Consider the following 26,262-nt stretch of genomic DNA (forward strand, 5'->3'; position numbering starts at 1 on the left):
TGCCTCAAGTCGGGCTACGCCCTCCCTCCGACACACGAACGACGCAACGTCTCACCCAGATTGTCGCGGAATCTCATCTTGATTGTCGTGCCGCAATCATCGGAGCCAGTCTGACCATAGTAATAGCGGTAGTATTCAGGCACGTAGTTGACCGTCTGAGGTTCGCCTTCTTCACCGGCTGCTTCAGGCGGCGGGTTCGATCCCGGCGCGTAAAGCGGCGCTGTCAGCGATACACCCGGCATATTGCCAGCTCCATCGGAAGGCGCTGGCGCGCCGGTGCTTTGCATCGCACCGCCAAGAGGTGTCTCGACGCCGGTTGCCAGGTCGATTTCAGAGATCGGTACAGCAACCGTTCGGCTTGTGCCGTTGTTCTGCTTGACCGTCGTCAACTGGAAAACAGTGGCTTTCAGGTCATCCAGCGTCGCCACTGGTGCATTGGGATCATAAAGCCACGCGATCCGCTCAGAATAGGGAGCCCAGATTTTCTGCATCTGATAGACGCCCGGACGATAGTTCAGCCGGTTCAGCATCATCGTAACGCCATAGGCTGCGGGCTCGTCCCATGGCTCCCATGACAGCGACGCTTCAAACCACTGCAGGCCCGCCAGTGGCTGCCCCATATCATTCGAATACCAGCCGAACTGCTGGGCTGCCGTCGTGCTTTTGGTTTCAGAAACGACCTCCGACATGCGTTTGAGCACCTCGTCGGAATATTCTTCACGCGGGATACGGCCCAGCATATTCACAACAGCATTCAGATATGTGTCCATCGCCTGATCGGAGTCATTTCGCCATGGATACATGATATTCTCGGCTTCGCTGGCGCGGTCCTGACCGATCAGGATCAGGGCAAGCCCCTGCGCCGTTGTCGCGCTGCCGCCTTCTGCATTGGCTTTCCGGAACCATTCCTCGGCTGCAGCATCGCTGCCACGCTGAAGAAAGTACCAGGCCAGCAACTCAGCGTCGTCAGGGTCACCGCTCGTATTGGCCAGCGTTTCCATGTGATCGAGGTCTTCCGGGGCGACCGTGATGCTCTCGTCGGCACCGGCTTCGGCGAAGCGTTTGCGCAACAGTTCATCGCGGATTTCCTGAAACTCCGGACCACCGGCATCATCCGTCCGCTCGTAGGTCAGCAGCGTTTTCACATCGCTGAAGGGCAGAAGCTGCATCGCCTTCTGCATGGTGGCAAAACGCTCTTCCGGCTTGTCACAGTTTTTGAGGATATAGCTATATGCATCGACAGCGCGAGACAGTTTTTCGGTTTTGGCGAAGGCTTCACCAACCTGCCAGAGAATATTGATTTCCGAACAGGTCAGAAGTCCCGGTGCCTGAGATGCAAGGTCGATGACCTGCTGATAGTTTCCGGCGTCGGCTGCTTTCAATAGCTTTTGCCGCGTTTCGGCGAGATTGAGCCGATCCAGAAGATCTGCCGGTGGCGTCCAGTCCGGCTCTTCCTGTTGCCGCTGTCGGATCATCTCGTTAACTTTAGCGTAATCACCCTGCGCATAGGCCTGCCACATGGCGTTCATCTGATCGTCTTCACCATCTTCAACCGCAAGCGGATTGGCCGGTGGCGTCCAGTTCGGATAAAGTGAGCGAAGCCGAGAAATCTCTGCCTGCAAACGTTCAAGGTCGCCCTGTTGCGCAAAATAGCGCAGGGCGCTTTCATCAACCTTCAGACTTGGCTCATCAGGCTGATTAGGGGCGCGATCAGCCTCGGCAGGTGCTGCATTGTTATCGTTACCGGACTGCGTCGGACTGACTTCCGAAAGATTTCTGAGGTTCGGGGAGGTTTGTTGTGCCTGCGCCTCCGGTACAGAAGAAAAACCGTCGCTTGACACAGGACGCATCTGTTCAGCAGGATCGCGTTCCACAATCCTGTCATAGGCTGTCTGGAAGTCACCGGTATCCTGCTGCAAGGACAGGGGCTGATCTTTATTGCGCCCCGTCCCGTGAATACCAACCGCACCAATCATAGCAATCGCTGCCGCAGTCAGTGCAAAATATGCCAGTTTCATGGCGTCGGTACTCCGGTCCAATTATTGACTGCCGCATTCAACCCGGCAGAACGATACCTGCTCAACCCGTGTTTCCGGTCCATAACCTTTCCCTACGCACGTTCAGCCTGAAAGACTTGTGACCGATAAACACTAAAACTCGGTTCTAAAAACTCATATTGTCGTTAAGAAAGCCTAAAGGTCGAGACAACTCTTTGGTTTTGGCCCTCGTGGCAGCAATGTTCAGACACCCCCAAAAGCGCACAGAGCGTTTGTTAGCCCTTTATTTACCAAAAGATGAAAAAACACATTCAGTGGATATGCGCGGCAGAACCGCTGTGCCGCATGAAACCAGAGTGTGACCCGCAATGAACCGTAAGACAAACAACTCCTCCAGGATCGGACGGCTGACCTTTATGGCGGTCGCACTTGCAGGCGTGTTGTCAGGTTGCGCGGGCGACCTCATGCCCTATGGCTCCTCGGTGAGAAACCTGATGCCCGAAGAGGCCGTTGTCATGCCACCGCCCGGTGGCCCGGCAATTGTGTCGGTTCTGGAGCACCAATATTCAAACGCGATTGACCAGCGGATCCTGCTGGCCACCAAAGCCAGAACGCCGGGACAGAATTATATCAATGCCACATTCTTCGGTACACGAAACTATTCACCGATGAATGGCGAGCGCCTGAGCTACAGTTCTGTGACTGACCGGGATGTCGCGGAAGAGATGCGTGCTGAAATTCCAGGCGTTGCCATGAAGCTTTCACCTTACTACGTTCAGAACAATTACGGGCCTTTCGGCTATGCCTTTGGCGAAGGCCGCGGAAGTGATCTTTGCATGTATGGCTGGCAGCAGATCCGACCGGATCGCGGCGGCCTTGCCGCTTTCGGCCAGACCGGTACAATCCAGATCCGTGTCCGTTTTTGTGAATCCGGCGCCTCTGAGGATGATCTTCTCGGCATCATGTACGGATACACAATCAACGCTGCTATTGAGGCTTACGGCTGGAACCCCTACGGCGAGCCAAACGCACCGCCGCCGCTGCTCGGCAAATCGGGTGCGCCGACTTATGCAACCCGTGCGCATGACGATCGTCCGGAAAAGATCAGCAACACAACGAACATTCTTGGCGGCGGCGGGGCCTCCGCACCAGCGCCTCAACGCCGCGCGACGACCTCTCAGACATCATCAAGCACGTCTTCGGATATGGTCAATCTCGAAGTCGTGGACCTGCCGACAACAGCAATGCAGCTGCCAGTCGGGCCGACCGCTGCGCAGTCTTCAATGGCGCCACCGACGGGGCCTTCTTCTGTCGCACCGCCCGCCAGCACTGCGCCACCGGCAAGAAGCATACCGGCCCCGGGGCGTCAGACATCAGCCAATACAACCCCGACCGGAAACGCTGCGGCCTCAGGCAGCAGGTCCATACCCGCACCACCATGCCGGCTTTTGCCGGGTTCAACCACTGTGACCTGTGAATAAGCCCTGAGCAAAGACCAACGAGAATACCAAAATACCGAGCCTTCGGCGATAATCAGCCTGATTTGGTGTTTGATGAGCGATTATGCATAATCGCAAACTACCAGAAAAAGTCTGCGGTATTAGAGAGTTTTTTAGTTTTCGCTCCGTAAGATATGATGGAAAAAGCGACCCCATAGGAAGAGTGTAGCCCAATGCGTAAGGCGGCAACCGTCGTATTCTGGATCATCGCATCCATTCTGGTAATCGGCCTGGTGACGCTTCCGATCGACCTTAGAACACAGATTGTTGTAAGCGTTGTGGCCGTTGCGGTGATGATGGTGCTCAAGCAAATGCATGCGGAGGGCAACTGGCGGCTGATTGCGCTGGCATTCGGGACCTCGATTGTTCTGCGCTATGTTTTCTGGCGCACGACAAGCACAATACCGCCCATCACAGAGCTTCAGAATTTCATTCCGGGACTGATGATCTACCTCGCCGAAATGTTTTCAGTCTGCATGCTGTCCCTCAGCCTGTTCGTGGTTGCACTGCCACTGCCGGTGCGCCCCCGCTGGGGGAAGCTGGAAGGCGATCTGCCTTATGTGGACGTTTACGTGCCATCCTATAATGAAGACGCCGACCTTCTGGCGAACACTCTGGCCGCCGCCAAGGCGATGGACTACCCTTCCGAAAAGCTGAAGGTCTATCTGTTGGATGACGGTGGAACGGAGCAGAAACGAAACTCCAAAAACCTCGTTGAGGCAAGCCTGGCACAAACCCGCTATCGCGAACTGCGGCAGCTTTGCGCAGAACTTGGCGTCGGCTATATTACCCGCCCGCGAAACGAGCATGCCAAAGCCGGGAACATGAATCATGCGCTTCAGTACACCACCGGCGATCTGATTGTGGTCTTCGATGCGGACCACGCGCCAACCAACGATTTTCTGCAGGAAACCGTTGGCTACTTCTTGGAAGATGAAAAGCTGTTTCTAGTGCAAACACCGCATTTCTTCATCAATCCGGATCCGCTGGAACGCAACCTTCGTACTTACGAACTGATGCCGAGTGAGAACGAAATGTTCTATGGCATTATCCAGCGTGGCCTTGATAAATGGAATGCCTCCTTCTTCTGTGGCTCGGCTGCCGTTCTTAGGCGTAAGGCATTGAACTCGGTGAACGGCTTCTCCGGTGTCAGTATTACAGAAGATTGCGAAACGGCCGTTGAGCTGCATTCGAACGGCTGGAATAGCATTTATGTCGACCGTCCGCTGATCGCAGGTCTCCAGCCGGCTACATTCTCAAGTTTTATCGGCCAGCGCAGCCGCTGGGGTCAGGGCATGATGCAGATCCTGCGTTTCAAATTCCCGCTCCTGCTGAAAGGTCTCTCCATTCCGCAGCGCCTCTGCTATATGTCGTCGAACCTGTTCTGGCTGTTCCCGTTTGCCCGCGCCTCGTTCATGATTGCGCCACTTTGCTACCTGTTCTTCGGCCTGCAGATTTTCGATGCCTCCGGTGGCGAGTTCCTTGCCTACACGATGTCTTATCTGATCGTGAACTTACTGACCCAAAACTATCTGTTTGGGCAGTTTCGCTGGCCATGGATCTCCGAACTCTATGAATATGTTCAGACCATACACCTGCTTCCTGCCGTGGTTTCAGCGATCATCAACCCGAAAAAGCCTTCCTTCAAGGTGACCGCCAAAGACGAATCGATTGAACACAGCCGGCTTTCCGAAATCAGCCGTCCATTCTTCATCATCTTCTTCATCTTCATGGCAGCACAGTTCATGATGGCCTATCGGATTTACACCGAGCCCTATCTGGCTGGCGTTACCTGGGTTGTGGGTGGCTGGAACTTCCTGAACCTGTTCCTGACTGCGGCGGCGCTTGGTGTGGTTTCCGAGGCCGGGGAACGCCAGAAAGCGCGGCGTATCAAGATGTCGCGGCGCTGTGAACTCGTGATCGACGACAGCATTTATCGCGGAACGATTGAGGATGTCTCGACGGATGGCGCCGGTCTTCAGGTTCAGGTCCGCGATCTCGACAAGCTGCGTCCCGGCACCACCGCACGACTGCGTGTGGAACCGGACCGCGGTGGCGATCCCGGCGAAGTGCCAATTACCATCCGTCACGCCCGTTCGCTGGGTGAGCTGGCCATGGTCGGCTGCCGATATGCACCGACGAACAGCCTGCATCACACTGTCATTTCCGATCTCATGTTTGCCAATTCTGAACGCTGGCAGCAGCTTCTGCTTTCGCGCAAGAATGACCCCGGCACACTTGGCGGCACCTTCTGGTTCATAAAGATGTCGATCCAACAGATGGGACGCGGCATGAGCTATTTCATCGGTAAATATCAGCCGAACACCGGCGGTGCTTCCGTGAAAGGCAAAAACTGATGGCGCGGATACTGCTTGCACTCATCGCTCTGTTGGCAACGTCTTTTTTGGCCAATGCTCAGGTTCCGACAACGGTTCCTTTTGATATGGGCAATGATGGAACGGGACCAAAGCAGCCACCGGCAAGCCAGCCTCGGCAGCCTTCGGCCCCGTCTCAGCCGGCAGAGGAAACCCTCCCCTTTTTCCGCTACATCATACCTGCCGATGAGATGCGCATCGAAGGAGAAAATGTTGACCGGTCCTGGTCTGTCTATCTGACAGAAGAGCAGGCAAATTCACCCGCCAGACTGAATGTCGCGTTCCAGAACTCGATTTTCATCGCGCCGGAATTTTCGAATTTCACAATCTCGATCAACAACGTGAAAGTGGCCGTACCGGAGCTTTCTGCCTCAGAAAGACCGGCTGACCTGCGCTATCAGGTGCCCGAGGGCGTCCTGAAACCCGGTTACAACCTCGTTTCGTTCGACTTCGAACAACGTCACCGTACAGATTGCGGCCTGGAGTCGATTTATGACCTCTGGACGGATATCGATCAGGAACGCACCTTCCTTCTTTTCAGCGATCCGAATGCAGCCATGCTGTCACGTCTCGATGATCTGCGGGCCGTCGGTGTCGATGATGAGGGGCGAACCCGGTTCCATATCGTTGCGCCAGCACTGAACCAGCAGATCACCGCCGATCCGCTGCTGGAACTGTCACAGGGGCTGGCGCTTCTCGCTGACATGCCGAACACGATGTTCACCTATTCCAAGTCAGCGCCGGCCAAGTTCGCTTCCGGCGTATTGCCGGTCTATGTCGGCACGCCCGCCGAGCTGCAGCCACTTCTGGGCAGTGCACTTCCGGACATCGGCACGACACAGACGGCGCGCTTCATATCGACAAATCAATCCGGCAAGAGCGTGCTCGTGCTGATGGCGCCGTCCTGGCAGCGGATCGGCCCTCTGATCGACAGTCTGACGCGACCTGCTGCCCAGACAGCTTCGGTCAAGCAGGAGGCTTACTCCACGCATTCATGGCGTTCACAGGATACCCAGCTTCTGACCGGCAGAAGAACACTGACCTTTGAACAGCTCGGAATTCCCTCGCAGGAATTTTCCGGACGTGTTTTCCGCGCCGAGTTTGCAATCGGACTTCCTGCAGATTTTTATGCCAACGCCTATGGCGAAGCGAAGATCATGCTTGATGCAGCATACTCGCCGCAGGTTCTGCCGGGCAGCCGCCTTCATGTCTTCGTCAATGACCAGCTTGCATCTACCTGGCCGATCAGCACCGTCAATGGCGCCGTGCTGCGGCGCACGCCGATCACTTTCACCATGCGGCACTTAAAACCCGGCGTAAACAAGATCGTGCTGGAAGCTGCTCTTCTGACGAAATCCGATGCCGAGTGCCTGCCCGGTGCGACCTCTGACACGACGGCACGTTTCGCGCTGTTTGACTCCTCAGAATTTGTGATGCCGAATTTCGGGCGTGTTGCACAAGTACCGGATCTCTGGGCAACGAGCGGCACAGCCTTCCCCTATGCGCGTGGCGATGCCCCTCTTCCCCTGTTCATTGACAGCTTGAATGAGAATACACTGGCGACTGCTTCAGACTTCACCGCCAAACTTGCCAACGCCGCACGCCAGCAAATTCCGATTGATGTTGTGCACTCAATGGACGACGTCGGACCGGGCGATGCGATTTTTATTGGCAGCGTCGGTCAGGTTCCCGCACAGGTTCTCAGAACAACCAAGATTTCGGAAACCAGCCGCAGTATCTGGACCCAGCAGGTCGGCGGTGATCCCAATCTGGACCAGGCGCCGGAAACGACGATAGAAGAGTGGGATCAGGCGGTCACCGCGGGCTGGTACAACTGGATCTTCGAGGTCGAAAAATACCTGAAGCGCAATTATGACCTGTCATTTGACACCTTGCGCTTCCTGCCACGCCCGGACGAGGATTATCTGCCGCCCAACTCGATCTCGATGCTCATTGCACAAGAACCCAGTCCGAACGATGATGGCGCATGGACGCTGATTACCGCACCGACGCACGAGAATCTTGATCTCGGCATGACGGCTCTGATGAAGCGACAGCACTGGAATGCCATCCAGGGCCGGATTACAACCTATAATCGAAACACCGGGGTCATCGACAATGTGCCAATGGGCTCGACCACATTTATTTTTGATACACCCTTTTCGATCCGGAATATGCGGCTTGTGATTACAAACTGGTTTTCGACCAACACGATGTCATTTTCGCTGGCGCTGGTTGTCGTCACGATACTGCTTGGTCTTGCGACCAAGGGTATGCTGAAACTCTTCGGACGATACGAAGACTGATAACAGAAAACCGGCTCAACATGACGCTTGAGCCATCGCCTGGGCCGCAATCAACGCGGCTCCGGAAAGTCCGGGCTCCGGGCCACTTGCAGCTGGGACAACAAGCGGATGATCCGGATTCGCAAGCGTCAGCGGACGGACAGCCCGATCAATCTCAACCAGGAGATCATGCGCACTGGCAAGTCCGCCACCGGCCGGAACGACTGTGGCTCCGGTGAGATTGACAGCCATGGCCAGCGGCCCGGAAATGACATCAAGATAGATTTCCATGGTGCGGCACGCGCTGCGCTCCTTCGAGCGCCAGCCGTTTATGATATCTGGCGCCTGCCTCACCTCCTGATGAAGGTGTTCGTGAAGACGCTCCAGCCCACGCCCGCCGACAACAGTATCAAGGCAACCTGAAAGCCCGCAACCGCACGGGATTGACGGAAGCGCAACCGGTGGATCTCCCGCTATCCGCGGTGAAACGGGCCCATGCCCCCATTCTCCGGCATAGCCGCCATTGCGATTGATCAGGCCACCATGCACCGCAAGGCCGCCGCCAACCCCAGTTCCCAGAATGATGCCGAATACAATATCATGGCCACGCCCCGCACCCAGATTCGCTTCAGCCACGGCAAAACAGTCTGCATCATTGCTCACATAAACGGGAAGCTCGACTTGTTGCTGCAGGTCTTCGGCAAAATTCGTACCATGAATTGCGGGAATATTCGCGGCAATCATGGTGCCATTTCGCGGATTGACGACACCGGCGATCGAAATGGCAATGGCTTCCGGCGGATTTGGCTCTTGCGCAATCCTATCAATCAGGCAGTTGAAAAAAGCTTTGTGATCTGAGGCCGGGGTTCCCAGCCGCCCCACAGGGCCGGTCTGCCCGCCAACATCGGCAGACGCGGCACGTATATTCGTTCCCCCGATATCAAAACTGAGTATCCGCAAAATCCGTGCCCTGTATTATGCAATTCCTGCCTCTTGTTATCATAGCCCCTTTATCCGGCAAACACACATCATCGTCGCAAACATCATAGCTTTAGTTCCTGCCACGCAACCGCGCCCGCCGGCGGGCTTCCAGCCAGGCGGTTCCCTGCAATGCAGTCAGAATGATCGTGATGCTGATGTAAACGCGAAGGCCCGGCACTTCCTGAAAGAAGATGAAACCGGCAACGGCCGCAAGAAGAACGGAAAGATAACTGAAGGGCGCCAGAATGCTGGCATCTGTGCTTTGATAAGCCCGCAACCATGTAAACTGTCCACATTGAGCAAAAAGGCCGACCGCCAGCAACAGCGGCCACTGATTGAGCGCAACAGGCTGCCAGACGAAGAAAGCAGGAATACCAGTAAAGACAACAAGCCCGACAGTGTAAAACGTCAACATGGTCAGGGTATTTTCATCCTGCAACATACGCGTCTGGATCGTTGAAGACGAGGCGAACAGAACCGCGGCAAATCCGGCCAGAACACCGGGATTTGCCGTCAGAGCTTCAGGTCCGACAAGCACCATGATGCCGCCAAACGCGATCAGAGCCCCAGTCCAGCGGATGCCTGACACTTTTTCATTGAGAAACAGCATAGCAAGCGCCATGACCAGAAGCGGACTGGTGAAGTTGATCGCCTGAACCGTTACCAACGGCAGCATGGAAAGCGCGACGAAGTTCAAAGACAACCCGCAGCCTCCGGTCAGAACGCGCGCCAAATTCAGTTTCGGATGACGCACATGAATGACCTGATGGCGCGCGCGCCAAATCAGCGGAAGGGTGAGAATCAGTCCCGTCACGGCACGAACAAAGACAATCTGGATCGCCGGGAAGCTTTCAGAGTTCAGTTTGACCAGAGAGGTCATGCAAGCGGTCAGAACCAGATTGGTCAGCAGCCAGAAAATCCCTTTGCGCGCGTCCCGCGCTAAGGTTCCGGAGCCGGGCGTGGCGTAGGAAGACATGAGATTTTATCGGGACAAGAGTAAATGGCGAGGCCGCCGGACACCAACACAATACGCCTAAGCTTTAGGTGCGCAAGCATTTACCAAAGAAAATCGACATGACGGCTGACATCCGTCAGGTTCATACCCAAACCAATATCTTTGAAAAGGGGAACGGATGGTGGGCGTGACAAGGATCGAACTTGTGACCCCTACGATGTCAACGTAGTGCTCTCCCGCTGAGCTACACGCCCATCCGTGGCGCGGTGTATTCCAAACTTTGGCAGTGGCGTCAACTGGTTTTTGAAGGTTTTTTGTCGGGGGCCGGTTTTCTGATGAAAATGACTTAAACAGCCAGAACTTTTTCCACCTCGTCCACCAGATCCCGCAGGTGAAACGGCTTGGAAAGCACTTTTGCATCTTTAGGTGCCTGCGAATCGGCATTCAACGCCACCGCAGCAAAGCCCGTGATAAAAATCACCTTCAGATCAGGATCAAGTTCTGTCGCCCGGCGCGCCAGCTCAATGCCATCCATCTCGGGCATGACGATATCTGTCAGAAGCAGTGAGAACGGCTCTTCGCGCAGCCGGTCATAGGCGCTGGCGCCGTTATCAAAAGCGGCCACCTGATAGCCAGCCTTCTCCAGCGCCTTCACCAGGAAGCGGCGCATATCATCGTCATCTTCAGCCAGAAGGATTTTCAGTACCATTGCATCAACCATTTCCGGAAAGTGGGGATTTCCTTAACCGATCTGATAGACCGCTGCGGGTAAACAAGCAATGAAGAGATTAAACAGCAGAACAATCAGCCGCTTTCGGCTTGGCAGTTTCAGCACAGAGCATTAACCTAGTTATCCGGTTCAGACAGATTAACCGAGCAGACCGATGAGGCAACTTTGACTGAAGAAGACGATCCGATGTTTTTTGAGGTGATTGCACCCGAGCAGCAAACGCTGCCGCTGGTGTTCAATTCGCCCCATTCGGGCCGGGTTTATCCTGATCGTTTTTTGCAGTCCGTGCGCCTCAATGCCCAGGAAATCAGACGGTCTGAAGATCTTTTTGTCGATGAACTTTTCAGCGCTGCACCGGCTTTCGGCGCGCCCCTTCAAAGAGCTTTTTTTCCACGTGCCTTTCTGGATGTAAACCGGGAGCCCTATGAGCTAGACCCGCGCATGTTCAACGGCCCATTGCCAGCGCACATCAACTTCACATCAATCCGTGTTGCTGGCGGACTGGGCACGATCCCGAAAATTGTCGCGGAGAACATGGAAATTTACGATTCGCCCGTCGATGTTGAGGAGGGAATGGCGCGGATTGAGAAGATTTACAGACCTTATCACCAGAGCCTCAAGCGCCTGATGCACGAAACCCGCCGCAGATTTGGCCATGCGGTTCTGATCGACTGCCACTCAATGCCGGATGGCGTGGGTGCAGGCGCGGCGCGCCGCAAGCCGGACTTTATCATCGGTGACCGCTATGGCACCAGCGCCTCGGGCGCACTGGCTTTCGCTGCCATTTCAATACTGGAAGGCATGGGCTTTTCCACCGCCTATAACAAACCCTATGCAGGGGGCTTCATCACCGAGCACTATGGACGCCCCGCAAACGGCTGCCATGCTCTTCAGATTGAGGTGTCACGGCGCCTATACGCCGATGAAGAAAACCTTTCCAAGAAACCGGAATTCATCGGACTCAAGCAGGCACTGACTCTCTTTATTGCAGAACTGGCCGACAGCCTGGACGACATTATGGAAGCAACGGCGCTTGCCGCAGAATAAGCTGCGAGCACAACGCCTGAAAGAAGGAAAGGATCGGATTCCACTCAACTGCAAAGATAAAAAAAACCGCGCTCTCGGCGCGGCTGAAGTCTAGGGAGGAAACACCCAAGGAGGGTATTCACAGTCGAAAGACTGTATGTTTACACTATCGTGACATACTATTGCTGTCAAGCGGAAATGCCTCAAAAATACGCAGCACATCACTCTGACTATTTTTTAATCGAATGCTGGTTGTTTAACCTTTAGCTTTGCTGACCAAACAAGCACCGCTTTGGCTTGAACAAATCGATGGAGCAGCATAAAGCGCCTGACAGCGAACCAACCCGGTGGGCTGAGGCTAGTCTTGCAATCAGCCCGTTGCACGTGGGACGTTTTCCGCCAATCATCCGCCGCCTTCCAGTCAGGACATAAAATGCTTCCAGATATCACGTTCCTGCATCAGCTTGCCGATACAGCCGCAAAAGAAACACTGCCGCGTTTCCGTTCATCCGTAGCCGTTGATAACAAGCTTTCACACGATTTCGACCCGGTCACCAAAGGTGATCGCGCAGCCGAAGCTGCAATCCGGGACATGATTGAAAGCCGCTTTCCTGATCACGGCATTCTCGGGGAAGAGCATGGCAGCAGCGGCCTTGACCGCAAATATGTCTGGGTCATCGATCCTATTGACGGAACACGCTCCTTCATCGCGGGTGTACCACTATGGGGCACACTGATCGGCCTTTACGAACGTGGCCGGGCCGTAATGGGTGTCATGGATCAGCCTTTCACCAAAGAGCGTTATATCGCTGACGGGAAAACAACGCGGCTTTTCCGCCCTGAAGGCGAACAGACGCTGAAAACAAGCGCGTGTGAAAAGCTTGAAAATGCAATCATGTTCACAACCTCACCCCGGATCATAGAGGGCGGCGCTCTGAAGCGCTATGATCAACTTGAATCCCGTGTGAAACTCGCCCGCTATGGCGCTGATTGCTATGCATTCAGTCTTGTTGCCGCAGGTCATGCGGATATTGCTGTTGAAAGCGGCCTTCAGCCCTATGACATCGCAGCTCTTATTCCACTGATTGAGCAGGCTGGCGGCATCATTACCAACTGGAACGGGGGCCGGCCGGAACAGGGTGGTGACATTATTGCCGCTGCGACACCGGACCTTCACGCCGCGGCGCTGCGCATTCTGAATGGTTAAGCGCCTGCGCATCAAGAAACATGAGGATTGCCGCAACGGCCCGATCGCGCATCTCGTCGCGCTCCTGAAGAATGTCGTGGCCGGCACCTGAAAGCGCCAGAATCCGCGCATTCAACCGACATCCGGTCGCGACCTGTTCACTGAAAGGAACAAGCACATCGTGCCCCGGCGCAATCAGCAGGACAGGCATTTTCACCTGTTTGAGACTCAAAGGCTTGCGCAGGCGCGCTGTTTCATTAAGGCATGCGCGCAACCACCCGAATGTTGGCGTACCAAGCAGATATGGCGGATCGTCTTTTGCCAGCAACAGATTGCGCTCATAGCGCTGCCGATCGGATGTGAGAAACTGATCTTCGAAAGATGATGGCGGCCGATACGGCAACGCCGGACGCCGCGAAAGACCAAGGACGCTCAAAGACGAGGCAAGCAACCGAATCAGTGGCTCGGGCAATTGACGCCGATGAAGTGCAACAAAAGGCGCCAGCAGCAGCAGCCCGTCGAAGTGGCTCTTCCCGGAAGCGGCAAGCGAAAGCGCAATCAGCCCGCCCAGTGAATGCCCCATCAGAAAATATGGCCCCTTTAACTTCGGCCTTACCAGCGCATCAACAAACTGACTGACATCTGAAGTGAAGTCCGAAAACGCTTCAACATGACCGGCATAAGGGTCCTCAGAAACACGGTCCGAGGCCCCCTGCCCGCGCAGATCCAGTGTCGCGACAGCAAAGCCAGCTTCATTCAGCTCACCTACAATTTCGGAATACTTCTCGATGAACTCAGACCGCCCCTGCACCGCAACGACCGTACCGCGCCACAGCCCGGCCTCGGGTTCAAACAACGCATAGCGAAGACGCAACCCATCATGCGTTTTCATAAAGCCAGCGCTGAATTTGCCGGAAAATGACGCCGAAGCGGAAAGCGCTAACCCGTCTGCCATAACCTATCCCATGCCGGATCATTTCTTCGGGGAAGAATAGTCGCAGGCGCATGCTTTGCAAGCTGGTCGGGCGAATAAAAAGAACCGGAATTTCTCTGCTTGAACAGGGGTAAAAGCGGAGAAATTCCGGCCAAGTGTACCACCAACGCTGGGTCAAGAGCGCTAATGGCGCCGGGACGGGTGCGCCGTAGTTCCCGGCAAAAGCTTAATGCCTCAATCTCCCTGAACAGAGGTTCAATGCTACATTCATACGGCGTTCATAAACTGAGCGCCCTCGCCAAGGCATTGGCAGGCAATTGGAACTCCGGTTCAAAGCCTGACACGGCACAGAAAAGTCCGGGTCATTTTGCATTCCAGTAAATTAGTGCCATCTCACGCTCTGGTTATAGCAAAAATAAAATGCTCTTTTAAGTGTAATTCGATTCCACCTAGAAGTTCAAGCCGGATGATTGCAACGCCGTTATATTCACCTCTTGAAAAGCCAAAATCGGCAACCCAAATCAATGCTGTCCAGACGCCGATGATGGGTCTGGAACCGTCTGCCGGACTCGCCATTTCATGGGATTTTCGGCGACGTTTTCGCAAAACAAGTCGCTCAGATGGAGGACACCATGCGTAACGTTGATTTTTCGCCCCTTTACCGCTCCACAGTCGGTTTTGACCGACTTTTCAATCTCCTCGACACGGTAGGTCAGCCGGAACAGGCCCCGTCCTATCCGCCCTACAACATCGAACGCACCGGTGAAAATGATTACCGGATCTCGATGGCTGTCGCAGGCTTCAGCGAAGATGAGCTTTCGATTGAAGCGCATGCCAATGTGCTGACCGTGAAGGGTGAGAAGGCCGATCAGGACGACGAAGAAGGCCGTGAATATCTCTATCGCGGCATTGCCAAACGCGCGTTTGAACGCCGTTTCCAGCTGGCCGATCATATGGAAGTGCGCGGCGCGACACTGAAAAACGGCTTATTGCACGTCGAGTTGCTGCGGAATATTCCCGAGGCGATGAAACCACGCCGGATTGAGATTGAATCACGGTCCGGAGATACCGCCAGGACGATTTCCGCCGACACACGCAAGGCCGGAGAAATGACGCCGGCCTGAAGGGTCAGCCTCCCTGGAACCCCATAATAGCCGGACGGCGTTCCTTAAACAAAGGAACGCCGTTCTTCATTTTACTTCTCGCCTAAAAAAGAAACAAACTGGTCGATCTCTTCTTCGCGCGTGGCAAAGCTTGTCACGCAGCGCGCCAGAACCTCATCCGGCTGCACGAGGCCGGGCTGATCAACCGGAACCAGCCAGTCATAAAAATTGGCGCCTGCAGCCCGCGCGGCACCGGCCGATGCTTTGGGCAGGATAATGAAGACCTCATTTGACTGGGTTTCCCAGGCCAGACGAGCGCGATTGGATATGCGAAAGGCTGCGCGTAGCCGGTCGGCCATCCGGTTGGCGTGGCGTGCCAGATCCAGCCAGAGGTTATCCGTCAGATAGCCGTCGAACTGCGCGGCAATGAAGCGTGTTTTTGAAAACAGATGGGCAGCCCGCTTGCGGATATATGGCATATCTTTCGCCTGATCCGGATTCATGAAGACAATGGCCTCGGCGCACCAGCAGCCATTTTTCGTTCCGCCGAAAGACACCAGATCAACGCCACGCTTCCACGTCATCTCAGCAGGAGAGACATCAAGTGCGGCCAGCGCATTGGCAAAACGGGCCCCGTCCATATGGACAGGCAGGCCGTGCCTGCGAGCAACAGCAGTCAATGCATCAATTTCGTCCAGCCCATAAACCGTGCCAATCTCTGTTGACTGCGTAAGCGAAACCGCAGCAGGTTGTCCGGCATGGATGAATGAAGCCGGATAGCGTGCAATCATATCTTCCAGATTCTGCGCGATCATTTTTCCATGCGGGCCAGCGACCTTTGCAAGTCTGCCGCCCGAAGCGAAGAATTCCGGCGCTCCGCCCTCATCATTTGCGATATGCGCCTCCGCGTGACAGAAAACCACGCCGCCGGGTTTTCCGAAAGCCGACAGACCAAGCGAGTTGGCCGCCGTACCGGTTCCAACGAAATAAACGGCAACTTCACGCTCGAAGATTTCGTTGAAACGCTGCTCGATCCGCCGATCAAGCGCGCTGGTCCCGTAGGCTGCGGCATATCCGGTTTGTTCACGTATCAGCGCTTCGCCGATTGCAGGATGCGCGCCGGACCAGTTATCGGAGGCAAAAAACATTTTCGAAAACCTCGGGAAAAGAGAAGAAATGTGCCGAGGGAATATCGCGGGTGCACCATCTTGTTGTAAAGAGGCCTTCACTGATTTCAGATAATCAGCCCGCAATCCGCTCAAGAGTCATTTCGTTGCAATGTTCGTCGATTATGGCGTGGAATATGCCTCAAAAAAGGCTTTTTCTTTCAGGTCTTTCGAAAAACAGCATAACGAAGAAATATTCTTTCCGTTAATGCTCAACAAACGTAATTATTGCACATATTTGCGGCAATCCGTATATGAATTCACTTGCCTGTGTTTACCGTTTCTGGCATAGAGAGGTAAATAGGACAGTTTTGCTGTCCTATTTTTCTGTCTGGGTTGCCGGAAAGTTTGTTGCTTTTGACCGAAGGGCCGCAGCAATGCTATTTTCCGTCAGAGGTGCCGAAGGTCGCTACCGGAACCCATCCGGCCTGCCAAGGCAAATCAGGCAGAACAGAGACCGGCGCGGTTTTCCAACTGGAAAAACTCCCGGCTTCGATGGACTTGAACAGTGACGATGATTTGGGTTGCGCGGAATTTCAACCGATGACCTGAAGATCCGGCTTCGCCTGCTGGGAATGACGCAGGCGCTTTAAGGAGAACTTGAATGACGAAGATGACGCCATCAGCGCTTCATGGTGCCCCTCTCACGGAAATGGACGTGAAAGCTGCCGCCAAAACAGCTGCAGAAGGCCGTCGAAACAAACGTCAGGGCCTTTACGATCCGAAAAACGAGCACGATGCCTGCGGCGTCGGCTTCGTTGCACATATGAAGGGCGAGAAATCGCACCAGATCGTCAAGGACGGACTGTTCATTCTCGAAAACCTCACGCATCGCGGAGCCGTAGGCGCAGACCCGCTGATGGGTGATGGTGCCGGCATTCTGATGCAGATTCCTGACCGCTTCTTCCGCGAGGAAATGGCGAAGGAGGGCATCGTTCTGCCAAAAGTCGGCGAATATGCCGTCGGCTACTTCTTCATGCCGCGCGATGAAAAGCGGATTGCCCATTATAAAGAGATCATTCAGAAGGTCATTGCCGACGAAGGTCAGAATTTCATTGGTTTCCGCGAAGTGCCGGTGGACAATGAATCGCTGTCCAAAGCGCCGGATATTGCAGCCACAGAACCTTATCATCTTCAGGTCTTCATTGGCGCGGGCAAGCGCGCCGATACCCAGGCTGATTTCGAGCGCCGACTGTTTATCCTGCGTAAAGTGATCTCCAACACCATTTATGCCGAAGAAGGCGGCCTTGTTGAAGACTTTTACGTCGTTTCGCTGTCGTCCTCGACCATTGTTTATAAAGGCATGTTCCTGGCCTACCAGGTTGGCCTTTACTATAAAGACCTCGCCGATCCGCGCTTTGAATCGGCGGTTGCCCTGGTGCACCAGCGTTTCTCGACCAATACGTTTCCGTCATGGAAATTGTCGCACCCTTACCGGATGGTCGCCCATAACGGTGAGATCAACACGCTGCGCGGCAACGTAAACTGGATGGCGGCGCGGCAGGCGTCTGTCTCCTCACCGCTTTTCGGAGACGATATCTCCAAGCTGTGGCCGATTTCCTATGAAGGTCAGTCCGATACGGCCTGCTTCGACAACGCACTGGAATTCCTGGTTCAGGGCGGTTACTCAATGGCCCATGCCGTGATGATGCTGATCCCGGAAGCCTGGGAAGGCAACCAGTCGATGGGGCCTGATACCAAGGCGTTTTATGAGTATCATGCAGCCCTGATGGAGCCGTGGGACGGCCCGGCCGCAGTTGCCTTTACAGATGGCCGTCAGATCGGCGCCACGCTGGACCGTAACGGACTGCGCCCGGCACGCTACCTCATCACCAAGGACGACCGCATCATCATGGCATCTGAAGCTGGTGTGCTGCCGGTTGCCGAAGAAAATATCAAGACCAAATGGCGCCTGCAGCCCGGTCGCATGCTCCTGATCGACATGGACAAGGGCCGGATTGTTTCCGATGATGAAATCAAATCGAAGCTGGCGGGCATGCACCCCTACCAGGAGTGGCTGAAACGCACCCAGCTGATCCTTGAAGAGCTAAATCCGGTTGAGCCACGGGCGTTGCGCCGTGACGTATCGCTGCTCGACCGTCAGCAGGCTTTTGGTTATACGAATGAAGACACCAAAATTCTGATGTCGCCAATGGCAACCACCGGTCAGGAAGCCATCGGTTCCATGGGCACCGATACACCGATTTCGGCCATGTCCGACAAAGCCAAGCTGCTCTATACCTACTTCAAGCAGAACTTTGCGCAGGTCACGAATCCACCGATCGACCCGATCCGCGAAGAATTGGTGATGAGCCTCGTCTCCTTTATTGGTCCGCGGCCGAACCTGCTCGACCATGAAGGCGCATCACGCGAAAAGCGGCTGGAGGTACGCCAGCCGATCCTGACCAATGCCGATCTGGAGAAAATCCGGTCCATTGGCCATACCGAGGATCGCTTCGACACGAAGACGCTCGACATCACCTATGACGCAGAGGAAGGCGTCGAAGGCATGTCGTCCATGATCGACCGCCTCTGCGAACGTGCAGAAGCAGCCGTTAAGGGCGGGTATAACATCATCATTCTGTCTGACCGGCAGATCGGCCCGGACCGGATCGCAATTCCCGCTCTTCTGGCAACGGCAGCCGTGCATCATCATCTGATCCGCAAGGGGCTGAGAACTTCGGTCGGCCTGGTTGTCGAATCCGGTGAACCCCGTGAAATTCATCACTTCTGCTGTCTTGCAGGCTATGGTGCGGAAGCCATCAATCCGTATCTCGCCTTTGATACACTGGCGGATATGCACACCAAAGGCTTCTTCCCTGAAGAAGTTGACTCTGGCGAAGTGATCTATCGATACATCAAGGCGATCGGCAAGGGCATGCTGAAGGTGATGTCCAAAATGGGCATTTCGACCTATCAGTCCTATTGCGGCGCCCAGATCTTTGATGCCGTTGGCCTGTCCTCGGAATTCGTTGAGCGTTTCTTCTTCGGAACGGCCTCGATGATCGAAGGTGTCGGCCCTCAGGAGGTCGCAGAAGAAACGGTTTCCCGCCATCATGCAGCCTTCGGCAAGGATCCGGTTCTGGCCTCGACACTCGATATTGGCGGCGAGTATGCCTATCGCATCCGCGGTGAAGCCCATGCATGGACGCCTAATGCGATTGCCGAACTGCAGCATGCAGTGCGCGGCAATGCGCGTGATCGCTATGATGCATTCGCCGAAATGGAAAATGACACGGCGCTCCGGATGAACACGATCCGTGGCCTGTTCCGGATCAGGAATGCCGAGGAAATCGGACGCAAGCCGGTGCCGCTGGAGGAAGTCGAACCGGCGTCCGAGATCGTAAAGCGCTTCTCAACCGGTGCCATGTCGTTCGGTTCAATCTCGCGTGAAGCGCACACCACACTCGCGATTGCCATGAACCAGATTGGCGGCAAATCCAATACCGGTGAAGGCGGCGAAGAATCCGACCGCTACCTCAAGCTGCCGGATGGTTCCTACCCGAAGGAACGTTCGGCGATCAAACAGATTGCGTCGGGCCGCTTCGGTGTGACCACGGAATATCTGGTGAATGCAGATCTCCTGCAGATCAAGGTTGCTCAGGGAGCCAAGCCGGGTGAAGGCGGTCAGCTGCCCGGCCACAAGGTTGACGCAACGATTGCCAAGACCCGCCACTCAACGCCGGGCGTTGGTCTGATTTCGCCGCCGCCGCATCATGACATCTACTCGATCGAGGATCTGGCCCAGCTGATCTACGACCTGAAGAACGTCAATCCGGCGGCCGATGTTTCGGTCAAGCTGGTGTCAGAAGTGGGTGTCGGCACGGTGGCAGCAGGCGTTGCCAAGGCGCGCGCCGACCACATCACCATTTCCGGCTTCGACGGTGGAACCGGCGCTTCGCCCCTGACCTCGCTGAAACATGCGGGCAGCCCCTGGGAAATCGGTCTTGCCGAAACCCAGCAGACACTGGTTCTGAACGGGCTTCGCTCGCGTATTGCGTTGCAGGTCGATGGCGGATTGAAAACCGGCCGCGACGTACTCGTCGGTGCCATGCTGGGTGCCGATGAATTCGGCTTTTCCACGGCTCCGTTGATCGCAGCCGGGTGTATCATGATGCGTAAATGCCACCTGAACACCTGCCCGGTTGGCGTGGCCACGCAGGACCCGGTCTTGCGCAAGCGTTTCAAGGGCCTGCCGGAGCACGTCGTCAACTACTTCTTCTTCGTTGCAGAAGAAATTCGTGAAATGCTGGCAGAGCTCGGCTTCACAAAGCTCAATGATGTCATTGGCTCGGTCGAACTCCTCGACAAGGACGAAGCGATTGCGCATTGGAAATCCAGGGGCCTCGATTTCTCGAAGATCTTCCACAAGGTCCCCGCGCCGAAGGAGGCGACATTCTGGACCGAGCGTCAAAAGCATCCGATCGATGACATTCTGGACCGCAAGCTGATAGAAAAAGCCATGCCTGCGCTGGAAAAGAAGGAAAAGGTTGCTTTCGAAGTCGACATCAAGAACGTCGACCGCTCCGCTGGTGCCATGCTTTCAGGTGAAGTTGCGAAGCGCTGGAACGAGAAAGGTCTGAAGGAAGACACGATTTCGGTCACGCTGAAAGGCACAGCCGGACAGTCCTTCGGTGCATTCCTCGCCAATGGCGTTACCTTCGATTTGATCGGTGATGGCAACGATTATGTCGGCAAGGGGCTTTCCGGCGGCAAGATCATCATTCGTCCGCCGGAGAATTCTCCGATTGTGCCGGAAGATTCGATCATTGTGGGCAACACCGTGCTTTATGGCGCGACCGCTGGTGAATGCTATTTCCGCGGTATCGCCGGTGAGCGCTTTGGCGTCAGAAACTCCGGTGCCATTGCCGTTGTCGAAGGCGTTGGCGATCACGGCTGCGAATATATGACTGGTGGTGTCGTTGTCGTTCTTGGCGAAACGGGCCGGAACTTCGCAGCGGGCATGTCCGGCGGCGTGGCTTACGTTCTTGATGAGGATGACAGCTTTGCCGATCGTTGCAACATGGCCATGGTCATGCTGGAGCCGGTACCGGAAGAAGATGATATGCTCGAAAAGCTCCACCATCATGGTGGTGACCTCATGCATAAGGGCCGTGTCGACGTTTCAGGCGATATGACCAGGCATGATGAAGAGCGTCTTGTGCGGCTTATCAACAATCATCTGCTTTATACCGGTTCGAGCCGCGCCAAGATGATCCTTGATGACTGGGCCAGTTATCGGCCTAAGTTCCGCAAGGTCATGCCGGTTGAGTATCGTCGCGCGCTTGAGGAAATGGAGCGTATGCGTATGGGTGTGGCTGCGGAATAAGCGGCAAAAAGTTAACTGTCGGCGTCCCGGCACTGTTGCGCGGGACGCTTTCTTGCGCGCGCCTGAGGCGCGAAATATGAGCTTGAAGCAGTCAGGATAATGAAATGGGCAAGGTTACAGGGTTTTTGGAAATCGATCGGCAGGTGGCGAAGTATCAGCCAGCCTCCGACCGCGTTCGTCACTTCCGCGAATTCACCATCCCGATGTCAGACCCGGAAGTACAGAAGCAGGCAGCACGCTGCATGGATTGCGGCATTCCTTATTGCCATGGGCCGACAGGCTGTCCGGTCCATAACCAGATCCCGGACTGGAATGATCTGGTTTATAACGGCAACTGGAAGGAAGCGATTGCGAATCTGCACTCGACCAACAACTTCCCGGAATTTACAGGTCGCGTCTGTCCCGCGCCATGCGAGGAAGCCTGCACGCTGAACCTGGAAGATATCCCTGTCTCGATCAAAACGGTTGAGCAGGCCATCGCCGACAAGGCATACGAACTGGGCTTCATCGTGCCACAACCGGCGACGACAAAAACCGGCAAGCGTGTTGCGGTTATCGGCTCGGGACCGGCAGGCATGGCCGCTGCCCAGCAGCTTGGCCGTGCGGGCCACGATGTTGACCTTTATGAGCGTGAATCAAAGCCTGGCGGTCTTCTGCGTTATGGCATTCCCGACTTTAAGATGGAAAAGAACTTCATCGACCGCCGTGTCGAACAGATGAGCGGCGAAGGCGTGACGTTCCATTGCGGGGTCAATGTCGGTGTCGATGTGAAGGTCGAGCAGCTTTTGGCCGATTATGATGCGGTGCTTTATTGCGGTGGCTCAGAAACGCCGCGTGCATCCGGCATTGGCGGCGGCGCGTTGCACGGTGTCTATGATGCCATGCCTTTCCTCGTCCAGCAGAACCGCCGTGTGGGCCGCGAAAACATTGAATCAACCGGCTGGCCGTCAGAGCCCATTCTGGCTGGCGGCAAGCATGTTGTGGTTGTTGGCGGTGGCGATACCGCCTCTGACTGCGTGGGAACGGCCTTCCGTCAGGGCGCTGTAAAAGTCACCCAGCTTGATATTCGTCCGCAGCCGCCGGAAAAGGAAGACAAGCTTTCCGTCTGGCCGTTCTGGGCCACGAAAATGCGCACCTCGTCGTCACAGGCTGAAGGTGCGGTTCGCGAATTTCAGGTCGCAACCCTCGAATTTGTCGGCGAAGACGGTATTCTGACGGGTGTGAAATGCTGCCATGTTGACGAAAAGCGTCAGCCGATTGCCGGCACAGAGTTTGTGATCAAGGCTGATCTTGCCTTTATCGCCATCGGCTTTCGTGGGCCCTTGAAGGACGGCATCCTGTCCGAACTTGAGGGGCGGCTTGCGCTCAACACCGACCGCCGCGGTTCGGTTAACATTATTGCCAATGAGCAGGATTACAAGACCTCGGTCGACAAGCTCTGGACCGCCGGCGATATCCGGCGCGGCCAGTCGCTGGTTGTCTGGGCAATCCGCGAAGGCCGTCAGGCCGCCCGCGCTATCGACGAAAGCCTGATGGGCGAAACGCTGTTGCCGCGTTGATATTCAACTCAGGCCTGCCCGGAACTTTTGCGGGCCTGAGCCATTTTTATTAAATATTGATATACGCTTTGGCGCTGTTCGTGCAGGTTTCTGCTCGCACGACATGATCCGACGTGTTTAAATCTCTTTCAGCCAGTCAACAGGATTTCACAGGAGCTTATTTTGTCTGAATTTCGAAAGGTTCGTAAGGCTGTTCTGCCTGTAGCCGGTCTTGGAACACGGTTTCTCCCGGCAACTAAGGTTGTGCCGAAAGAAATGCTTCCGGTCGTCGACAAGCCAATCGTTCAGTATGTCGTCGACGAGGCAATTGAAGCCGGGATCGAGCACTTTGTTTTTGTAACGGGCCGCAACAAGCATGTTATCGAAGACTATTTTGATATTCAGTACGAACTGGAAGCGACTCTGAAAGCGCGCAACAAGAACGCTCAGCTCGACCTTCTGACCGGCATGCTTCCCAAAGCCGGAACCGCAACCTTTACCCGCCAGCAAGAGCCACACGGTCTTGGGCACGCTGTCTGGTGCGCAAGGGAAATTGTCGGACCTGAACCCTTTGCACTCATTCTGCCCGATATGGTGATGGATGCTGAAAAACCCTGCCTCAAGGGCATGATGGAAGTTTATGACGTCGCAGGCGGCAACGTGGTTTCCGTTGAGGAATGTGATCCGGAACAGGCCCATAAATACGGGATCGTCGGCGTTGGCGAAACTGTCGGAAACGGTTTCAAGATCACCGAAATGGTCGAAAAGCCCGAACCGGGTACCGCACCTTCCAACTATTTCATCAATGGCCGCTATATCCTGCAGCCGGAAATTTTTCCGATTCTGGAAAAGCTGGAACGCGGTGCAGGCGATGAAATTCAGCTGACTGACGGGATGCTGAAGCTTGCCCGCAATCAGGATTTCTACGGTTATAAGTTTGATGGCCAGACCTTTGACTGCGGCTCCAAGGAAGGGTTCATCATTGCCAATATGGCCCTCGCGCTGAAGCGCGAAGACATCCGCCCCAAGGTCGAAAACGAATTGAAGGCACTGGTCGCCTCTTTGAAATAGGCATTTCAAGATTTCAGGTGCTATAAAGGCGACGCTTCGGCGTCGCTTTTTTGTTTCAGGAGCATCATCATGATCGATCCCGGCCTCCGCCAACCCGAAATCACCACATTGTCTGAAGGGCAGGAAAACATCTTCGAAGGCCAATGGCCGGAGCGAATTCTACCCCAGGTGAACCGGGCTGAATTGCATAGTTTTTACACCGATGGTGCATGGGCTCAGGCTTTGGTTTTTGCTGGCGGTGGATATACGAAGCTCGTCTATGACAAGGAAGGGACCGAGGTCGCCAGCTGGCTGAACGGGCTGGGGATCGACGCGCATATTCTGATACACCGGTTGCCCGGCGCAGACGCTGGCAATGGAACGCCCCACCCGGCTGATATTGCACTTGGCGATGCGATGGCCGCGCTGGATTTTCTTTACACGACAGAGAAGACGCTTCCCCTTTTTCACGTCGGCTTGTCATCGGGCGGACATCTGGCCGGCGTCATGACCTGCCAGCAGCATGAGCTGATGGCCCGTGGCGCACTGATTGCCTATGCACCGCTTAATGCCAACCACCGCGACCATAAATATCCTGCCGGAAAGCCGGACTACCCGCCAGTTCAGAAACAGGATTTTTACGACAAATGGCCGGTTGGCCTTGCAGACTGTCCGCACGCCATGCCGAAAGTGCCGGTTTTCATGGCTTACGCACTGCACGACCGGACGGTTCCGGTTCAGCATGCCCTGCGCCTGATTGAATCGGCTGCCGCAAACGAACTGGATGTTGATGCCCATATCTTTTCAGACGCACCACACGGCTTTGCTTTACGCGATACCCATGGCACACACGCAGCCTGGCCAGATCTTGCTGCAGACTGGCTGCGCAGAAAGGCGTTGAGCTGAAAGATGCTATGGAAAGCCTCAGCGCTCAGGCCTATAGCAACAGGTGATGATAGCCTTGAGCGCGCCACAAATTATATTGATTGCAAACTCCAAAGGCGATAACCCCACGTTATGGTTGATCTGAAGATGAAAGATGCAGGCGGCGAAGCCATCAGTTCGGCACTGAGAACACTCGCCTTTGAACGCCGGGGCCTTGAGGCGCTGAGTGAGGCGCTTCAAAACGGGCTTTCCGGCCCGTTTGCCAAAGCGACAGCGCTGCTGCAGAACACTGAAGGACATGTCATCATTTCCGGCGTCGGCAAAAGCGGGCACATCGGAACCAAGCTGGCAGCGACTTTTGCTTCAACCGGAACCCGCTCTTTCTTTGTCCATCCGGCGGAGGCCAACCACGGTGATATGGGGATGGTGGGCCAGAAGGATGCGGTGCTTGCCCTTTCCTGGAGTGGCGAAAGCGCTGAACTGACAGCGCTGGTGGCCTATACCCGCCGGTTTGCCATTCCGTTAATTGCCATGACGGCGGGTAAGAACTCGTCTCTGGCACGGGAAGCGGATATTGCGCTTATCCTGCCAAAAGTGGAGGAGGCCTGTCCGCATGGCCTTGCACCCACCACCTCGACGACGATGCAACTTGCTCTGGGTGATGCGCTGGCGATTGCCTTGCTGGAAGCCCGAGGCTTCTCAGAGAGCGATTTCAAGATCTACCATCCGGGCGGCAAACTCGGAGCGCTTCTCTCCCATGTCGCAGATATCATGCATGTGGGCCAATCCCTACCGCTCGTGCGCTCTGGCACGCCCTTGCCCGAAGCCGTCATGGAACTATCGATGAAGCGATTCGGGTGTGTCGGCGTTCTGGATGACAATGGCCGCCTTGCAGGGATCGTCACCGATGGTGATCTTGCCCGCAATCTCTCGCAGGATCTGAGCACGCTGAAGGTCGACGACATCATGACGAAGGCACCCAAAACAGTGAAAGGTGGCATGCTCGTCTCCGGCGCCCTCGCGCTCATTCATGAGCACAATATTTCAGCGTTGATGGTGGTTGACGATGACAACCACCCGGTCGGCATCGTTCACTTCCACGACTTTCTCCGCATCGGCGCAGCGTAGTGACCTGCCCCCCGCATGGTCCCGCGTTTTGATGTAGAGTTTGCTCATTTATATGGAGCAGATTTATGCGAAAGAGCCGTTTTACCGAGGCGCAG

At 55.3% G+C, this 26,262-nt stretch carries 19 protein-coding genes and 1 tRNA gene; 12 read left to right on the plus strand and 8 right to left on the minus strand.

The genetic code is table 11. From position 1 onward, the window contains the following. Positions 1-14 precede the first annotated feature (14 nt). On the minus strand, positions 15-2,018 hold the full coding sequence (locus tag EDC90_RS18140) for a cellulose synthase (RefSeq protein ID WP_132313963.1): 2,004 nt from the start codon (positions 2,016-2,018) through the stop codon (positions 15-17). 347 nt (positions 2,019-2,365) lie between these two features. On the opposite strand from EDC90_RS18140, the gene bcsN reads away from it, so the two are divergent. The 3 genes from bcsN to EDC90_RS18155 all read left to right on the plus strand — a co-directional run bounded on the left by bcsN (position 2,366) and on the right by EDC90_RS18155 (position 8,177). After that, complete coding sequence (gene bcsN, locus EDC90_RS18145; protein ID WP_132313964.1) at positions 2,366-3,478, plus strand: cellulose biosynthesis protein BcsN; 1,113 nt, start codon at positions 2,366-2,368, stop codon at positions 3,476-3,478. A gap of 191 nt (positions 3,479-3,669) precedes the next feature. Further along, entirely contained in the window at positions 3,670-5,853 is a 2,184-nt protein-coding gene (bcsA, locus tag EDC90_RS18150) for a UDP-forming cellulose synthase catalytic subunit (RefSeq protein ID WP_132313965.1), read from the plus strand. Further along, on the plus strand, positions 5,853-8,177 hold the full coding sequence (locus EDC90_RS18155; protein ID WP_132313966.1) for a cellulose biosynthesis cyclic di-GMP-binding regulatory protein BcsB: 2,325 nt from the start codon (positions 5,853-5,855) through the stop codon (positions 8,175-8,177). Before bcsA ends, EDC90_RS18155 begins: the two co-directional genes overlap by 1 nt. Positions 8,178-8,192: 15 nt before the next feature. Here EDC90_RS18155 and EDC90_RS18160 read toward each other — a convergent pair whose 3' ends face one another. From EDC90_RS18160 to cpdR, 4 genes are all read right to left on the minus strand, one after another. Then, on the minus strand, positions 8,193-9,119 hold the full coding sequence (locus EDC90_RS18160) for an ROK family protein (protein ID WP_432420019.1): 927 nt from the start codon (positions 9,117-9,119) through the stop codon (positions 8,193-8,195). 88 nt (positions 9,120-9,207) lie between these two features. After that, positions 9,208-10,113 (minus strand): DMT family transporter, encoded by a 906-nt coding sequence (locus EDC90_RS18165; protein WP_132313967.1) that lies wholly within the window; start codon positions 10,111-10,113, stop codon positions 9,208-9,210. Between the two features lie 158 nt (positions 10,114-10,271). Then, a tRNA-Val gene (locus tag EDC90_RS18170) sits at positions 10,272-10,346 on the minus strand. 92 nt (positions 10,347-10,438) lie between these two features. Then, positions 10,439-10,801 carry a cell cycle two-component system response regulator CpdR gene (gene cpdR, locus EDC90_RS18175; RefSeq protein ID WP_132313968.1) on the minus strand — a complete coding sequence of 121 codons (363 nt, stop codon included), beginning with the start codon at positions 10,799-10,801 and terminating at the stop codon, positions 10,439-10,441. A gap of 186 nt (positions 10,802-10,987) precedes the next feature. Between cpdR and EDC90_RS18180 the strand changes: the two genes are divergently transcribed. Together EDC90_RS18180 and hisN are read left to right on the plus strand one after the other, a co-directional pair. Beyond that, positions 10,988-11,869 (plus strand): N-formylglutamate amidohydrolase, encoded by an 882-nt coding sequence (locus EDC90_RS18180; protein ID WP_432420018.1) that lies wholly within the window; start codon positions 10,988-10,990, stop codon positions 11,867-11,869. A 412-nt stretch (positions 11,870-12,281) separates the two neighbouring features. Further along, positions 12,282-13,055, plus strand: coding sequence for a histidinol-phosphatase (gene hisN / locus EDC90_RS18185; protein WP_132313969.1), 774 nt, complete (start codon positions 12,282-12,284; stop codon positions 13,053-13,055). Here hisN and EDC90_RS18190 read toward each other — a convergent pair. Next, positions 12,997-13,989: an alpha/beta fold hydrolase gene (locus EDC90_RS18190; protein WP_132313970.1), complete on the minus strand. Its 993-nt coding sequence runs from the start codon at positions 13,987-13,989 to the stop codon at positions 12,997-12,999. The two genes, hisN and EDC90_RS18190, sit on opposite strands and share 59 nt — an antisense overlap. A 372-nt stretch (positions 13,990-14,361) precedes the next feature. Continuing rightward, positions 14,362-14,544 carry a hypothetical protein gene (locus tag EDC90_RS18195; protein ID WP_132313971.1) on the minus strand — a complete coding sequence of 61 codons (183 nt, stop codon included), beginning with the start codon at positions 14,542-14,544 and terminating at the stop codon, positions 14,362-14,364. A gap of 56 nt (positions 14,545-14,600) precedes the next feature. Between EDC90_RS18195 and EDC90_RS18200 the strand changes: the two genes are divergently transcribed. Continuing rightward, on the plus strand, positions 14,601-15,092 hold the full coding sequence (locus EDC90_RS18200) for an Hsp20 family protein (RefSeq protein ID WP_132313972.1): 492 nt from the start codon (positions 14,601-14,603) through the stop codon (positions 15,090-15,092). A 71-nt stretch (positions 15,093-15,163) separates the two neighbouring features. Here the strand turns inward: EDC90_RS18200 and EDC90_RS18205 are convergent, their stop codons facing one another. Continuing rightward, positions 15,164-16,219, minus strand: coding sequence for a threonine aldolase family protein (locus EDC90_RS18205; protein WP_132313973.1), 1,056 nt, complete (start codon positions 16,217-16,219; stop codon positions 15,164-15,166). 369 nt (positions 16,220-16,588) lie between these two features. On the opposite strand from EDC90_RS18205, the gene EDC90_RS18210 reads away from it, so the two are divergent. The 6 genes from EDC90_RS18210 (at position 16,589) to EDC90_RS18235 (ending at position 26,167) form a co-directional block, all read left to right on the plus strand. After that, entirely contained in the window at positions 16,589-16,789 is a 201-nt protein-coding gene (locus EDC90_RS18210; protein ID WP_132313974.1) for a hypothetical protein, read from the plus strand. Between the two features lie 52 nt (positions 16,790-16,841). Further along, positions 16,842-21,566: a glutamate synthase large subunit gene (gltB, locus tag EDC90_RS18215; protein WP_132313975.1), complete on the plus strand. Its 4,725-nt coding sequence runs from the start codon at positions 16,842-16,844 to the stop codon at positions 21,564-21,566. A gap of 104 nt (positions 21,567-21,670) precedes the next feature. Further along, positions 21,671-23,125 (plus strand): glutamate synthase subunit beta, encoded by a 1,455-nt coding sequence (locus EDC90_RS18220; protein ID WP_132313976.1) that lies wholly within the window; start codon positions 21,671-21,673, stop codon positions 23,123-23,125. Between the two features lie 162 nt (positions 23,126-23,287). Beyond that, positions 23,288-24,175 carry a UTP--glucose-1-phosphate uridylyltransferase GalU gene (gene galU, locus EDC90_RS18225; protein WP_132313977.1) on the plus strand — a complete coding sequence of 296 codons (888 nt, stop codon included), beginning with the start codon at positions 23,288-23,290 and terminating at the stop codon, positions 24,173-24,175. Between the two features lie 69 nt (positions 24,176-24,244). Then, positions 24,245-25,060 (plus strand): alpha/beta hydrolase, encoded by an 816-nt coding sequence (locus EDC90_RS18230; protein WP_132313978.1) that lies wholly within the window; start codon positions 24,245-24,247, stop codon positions 25,058-25,060. Positions 25,061-25,171: 111 nt separating this feature from the next. Next, positions 25,172-26,167: a KpsF/GutQ family sugar-phosphate isomerase gene (locus tag EDC90_RS18235; RefSeq protein WP_132313979.1), complete on the plus strand. Its 996-nt coding sequence runs from the start codon at positions 25,172-25,174 to the stop codon at positions 26,165-26,167. Positions 26,168-26,262 lie beyond the last annotated feature (95 nt).

It is taken from the genome of Martelella mediterranea, assembly GCF_004342225.1.
Lineage (GTDB): Bacteria > Pseudomonadota > Alphaproteobacteria > Rhizobiales > Rhizobiaceae > Martelella > Martelella mediterranea_B.

What these genes read in the sequence shown, in the direction of transcription:
- EDC90_RS18140 (WP_132313963.1), bottom strand. Translation starts at nt 2,018, where the DNA reads ATGAAACTGGCATATTTTGCACTGACTGCGGCAGCGATTGCTATGATT.
- bcsN (WP_132313964.1), top strand. Translation starts at nt 2,366, where the DNA reads ATGAACCGTAAGACAAACAACTCCTCCAGGATCGGACGGCTGACCTTT.
- bcsA (WP_132313965.1), top strand. Translation starts at nt 3,670, where the DNA reads ATGCGTAAGGCGGCAACCGTCGTATTCTGGATCATCGCATCCATTCTG.
- EDC90_RS18155 (WP_132313966.1), top strand. Translation starts at nt 5,853, where the DNA reads ATGGCGCGGATACTGCTTGCACTCATCGCTCTGTTGGCAACGTCTTTT.
- EDC90_RS18165 (WP_132313967.1), bottom strand. Translation starts at nt 10,113, where the DNA reads ATGTCTTCCTACGCCACGCCCGGCTCCGGAACCTTAGCGCGGGACGCG.
- cpdR (WP_132313968.1), bottom strand. Translation starts at nt 10,801, where the DNA reads ATGGTACTGAAAATCCTTCTGGCTGAAGATGACGATGATATGCGCCGC.
- hisN (WP_132313969.1), top strand. Translation starts at nt 12,282, where the DNA reads ATGCTTCCAGATATCACGTTCCTGCATCAGCTTGCCGATACAGCCGCA.
- EDC90_RS18190 (WP_132313970.1), bottom strand. Translation starts at nt 13,989, where the DNA reads ATGGCAGACGGGTTAGCGCTTTCCGCTTCGGCGTCATTTTCCGGCAAA.
- EDC90_RS18195 (WP_132313971.1), bottom strand. Translation starts at nt 14,544, where the DNA reads ATGGCGAGTCCGGCAGACGGTTCCAGACCCATCATCGGCGTCTGGACA.
- EDC90_RS18200 (WP_132313972.1), top strand. Translation starts at nt 14,601, where the DNA reads ATGCGTAACGTTGATTTTTCGCCCCTTTACCGCTCCACAGTCGGTTTT.
- EDC90_RS18205 (WP_132313973.1), bottom strand. Translation starts at nt 16,219, where the DNA reads ATGTTTTTTGCCTCCGATAACTGGTCCGGCGCGCATCCTGCAATCGGC.
- gltB (WP_132313975.1), top strand. Translation starts at nt 16,842, where the DNA reads ATGACGAAGATGACGCCATCAGCGCTTCATGGTGCCCCTCTCACGGAA.
- EDC90_RS18220 (WP_132313976.1), top strand. Translation starts at nt 21,671, where the DNA reads ATGGGCAAGGTTACAGGGTTTTTGGAAATCGATCGGCAGGTGGCGAAG.
- EDC90_RS18230 (WP_132313978.1), top strand. Translation starts at nt 24,245, where the DNA reads ATGATCGATCCCGGCCTCCGCCAACCCGAAATCACCACATTGTCTGAA.
- EDC90_RS18235 (WP_132313979.1), top strand. Translation starts at nt 25,172, where the DNA reads ATGGTTGATCTGAAGATGAAAGATGCAGGCGGCGAAGCCATCAGTTCG.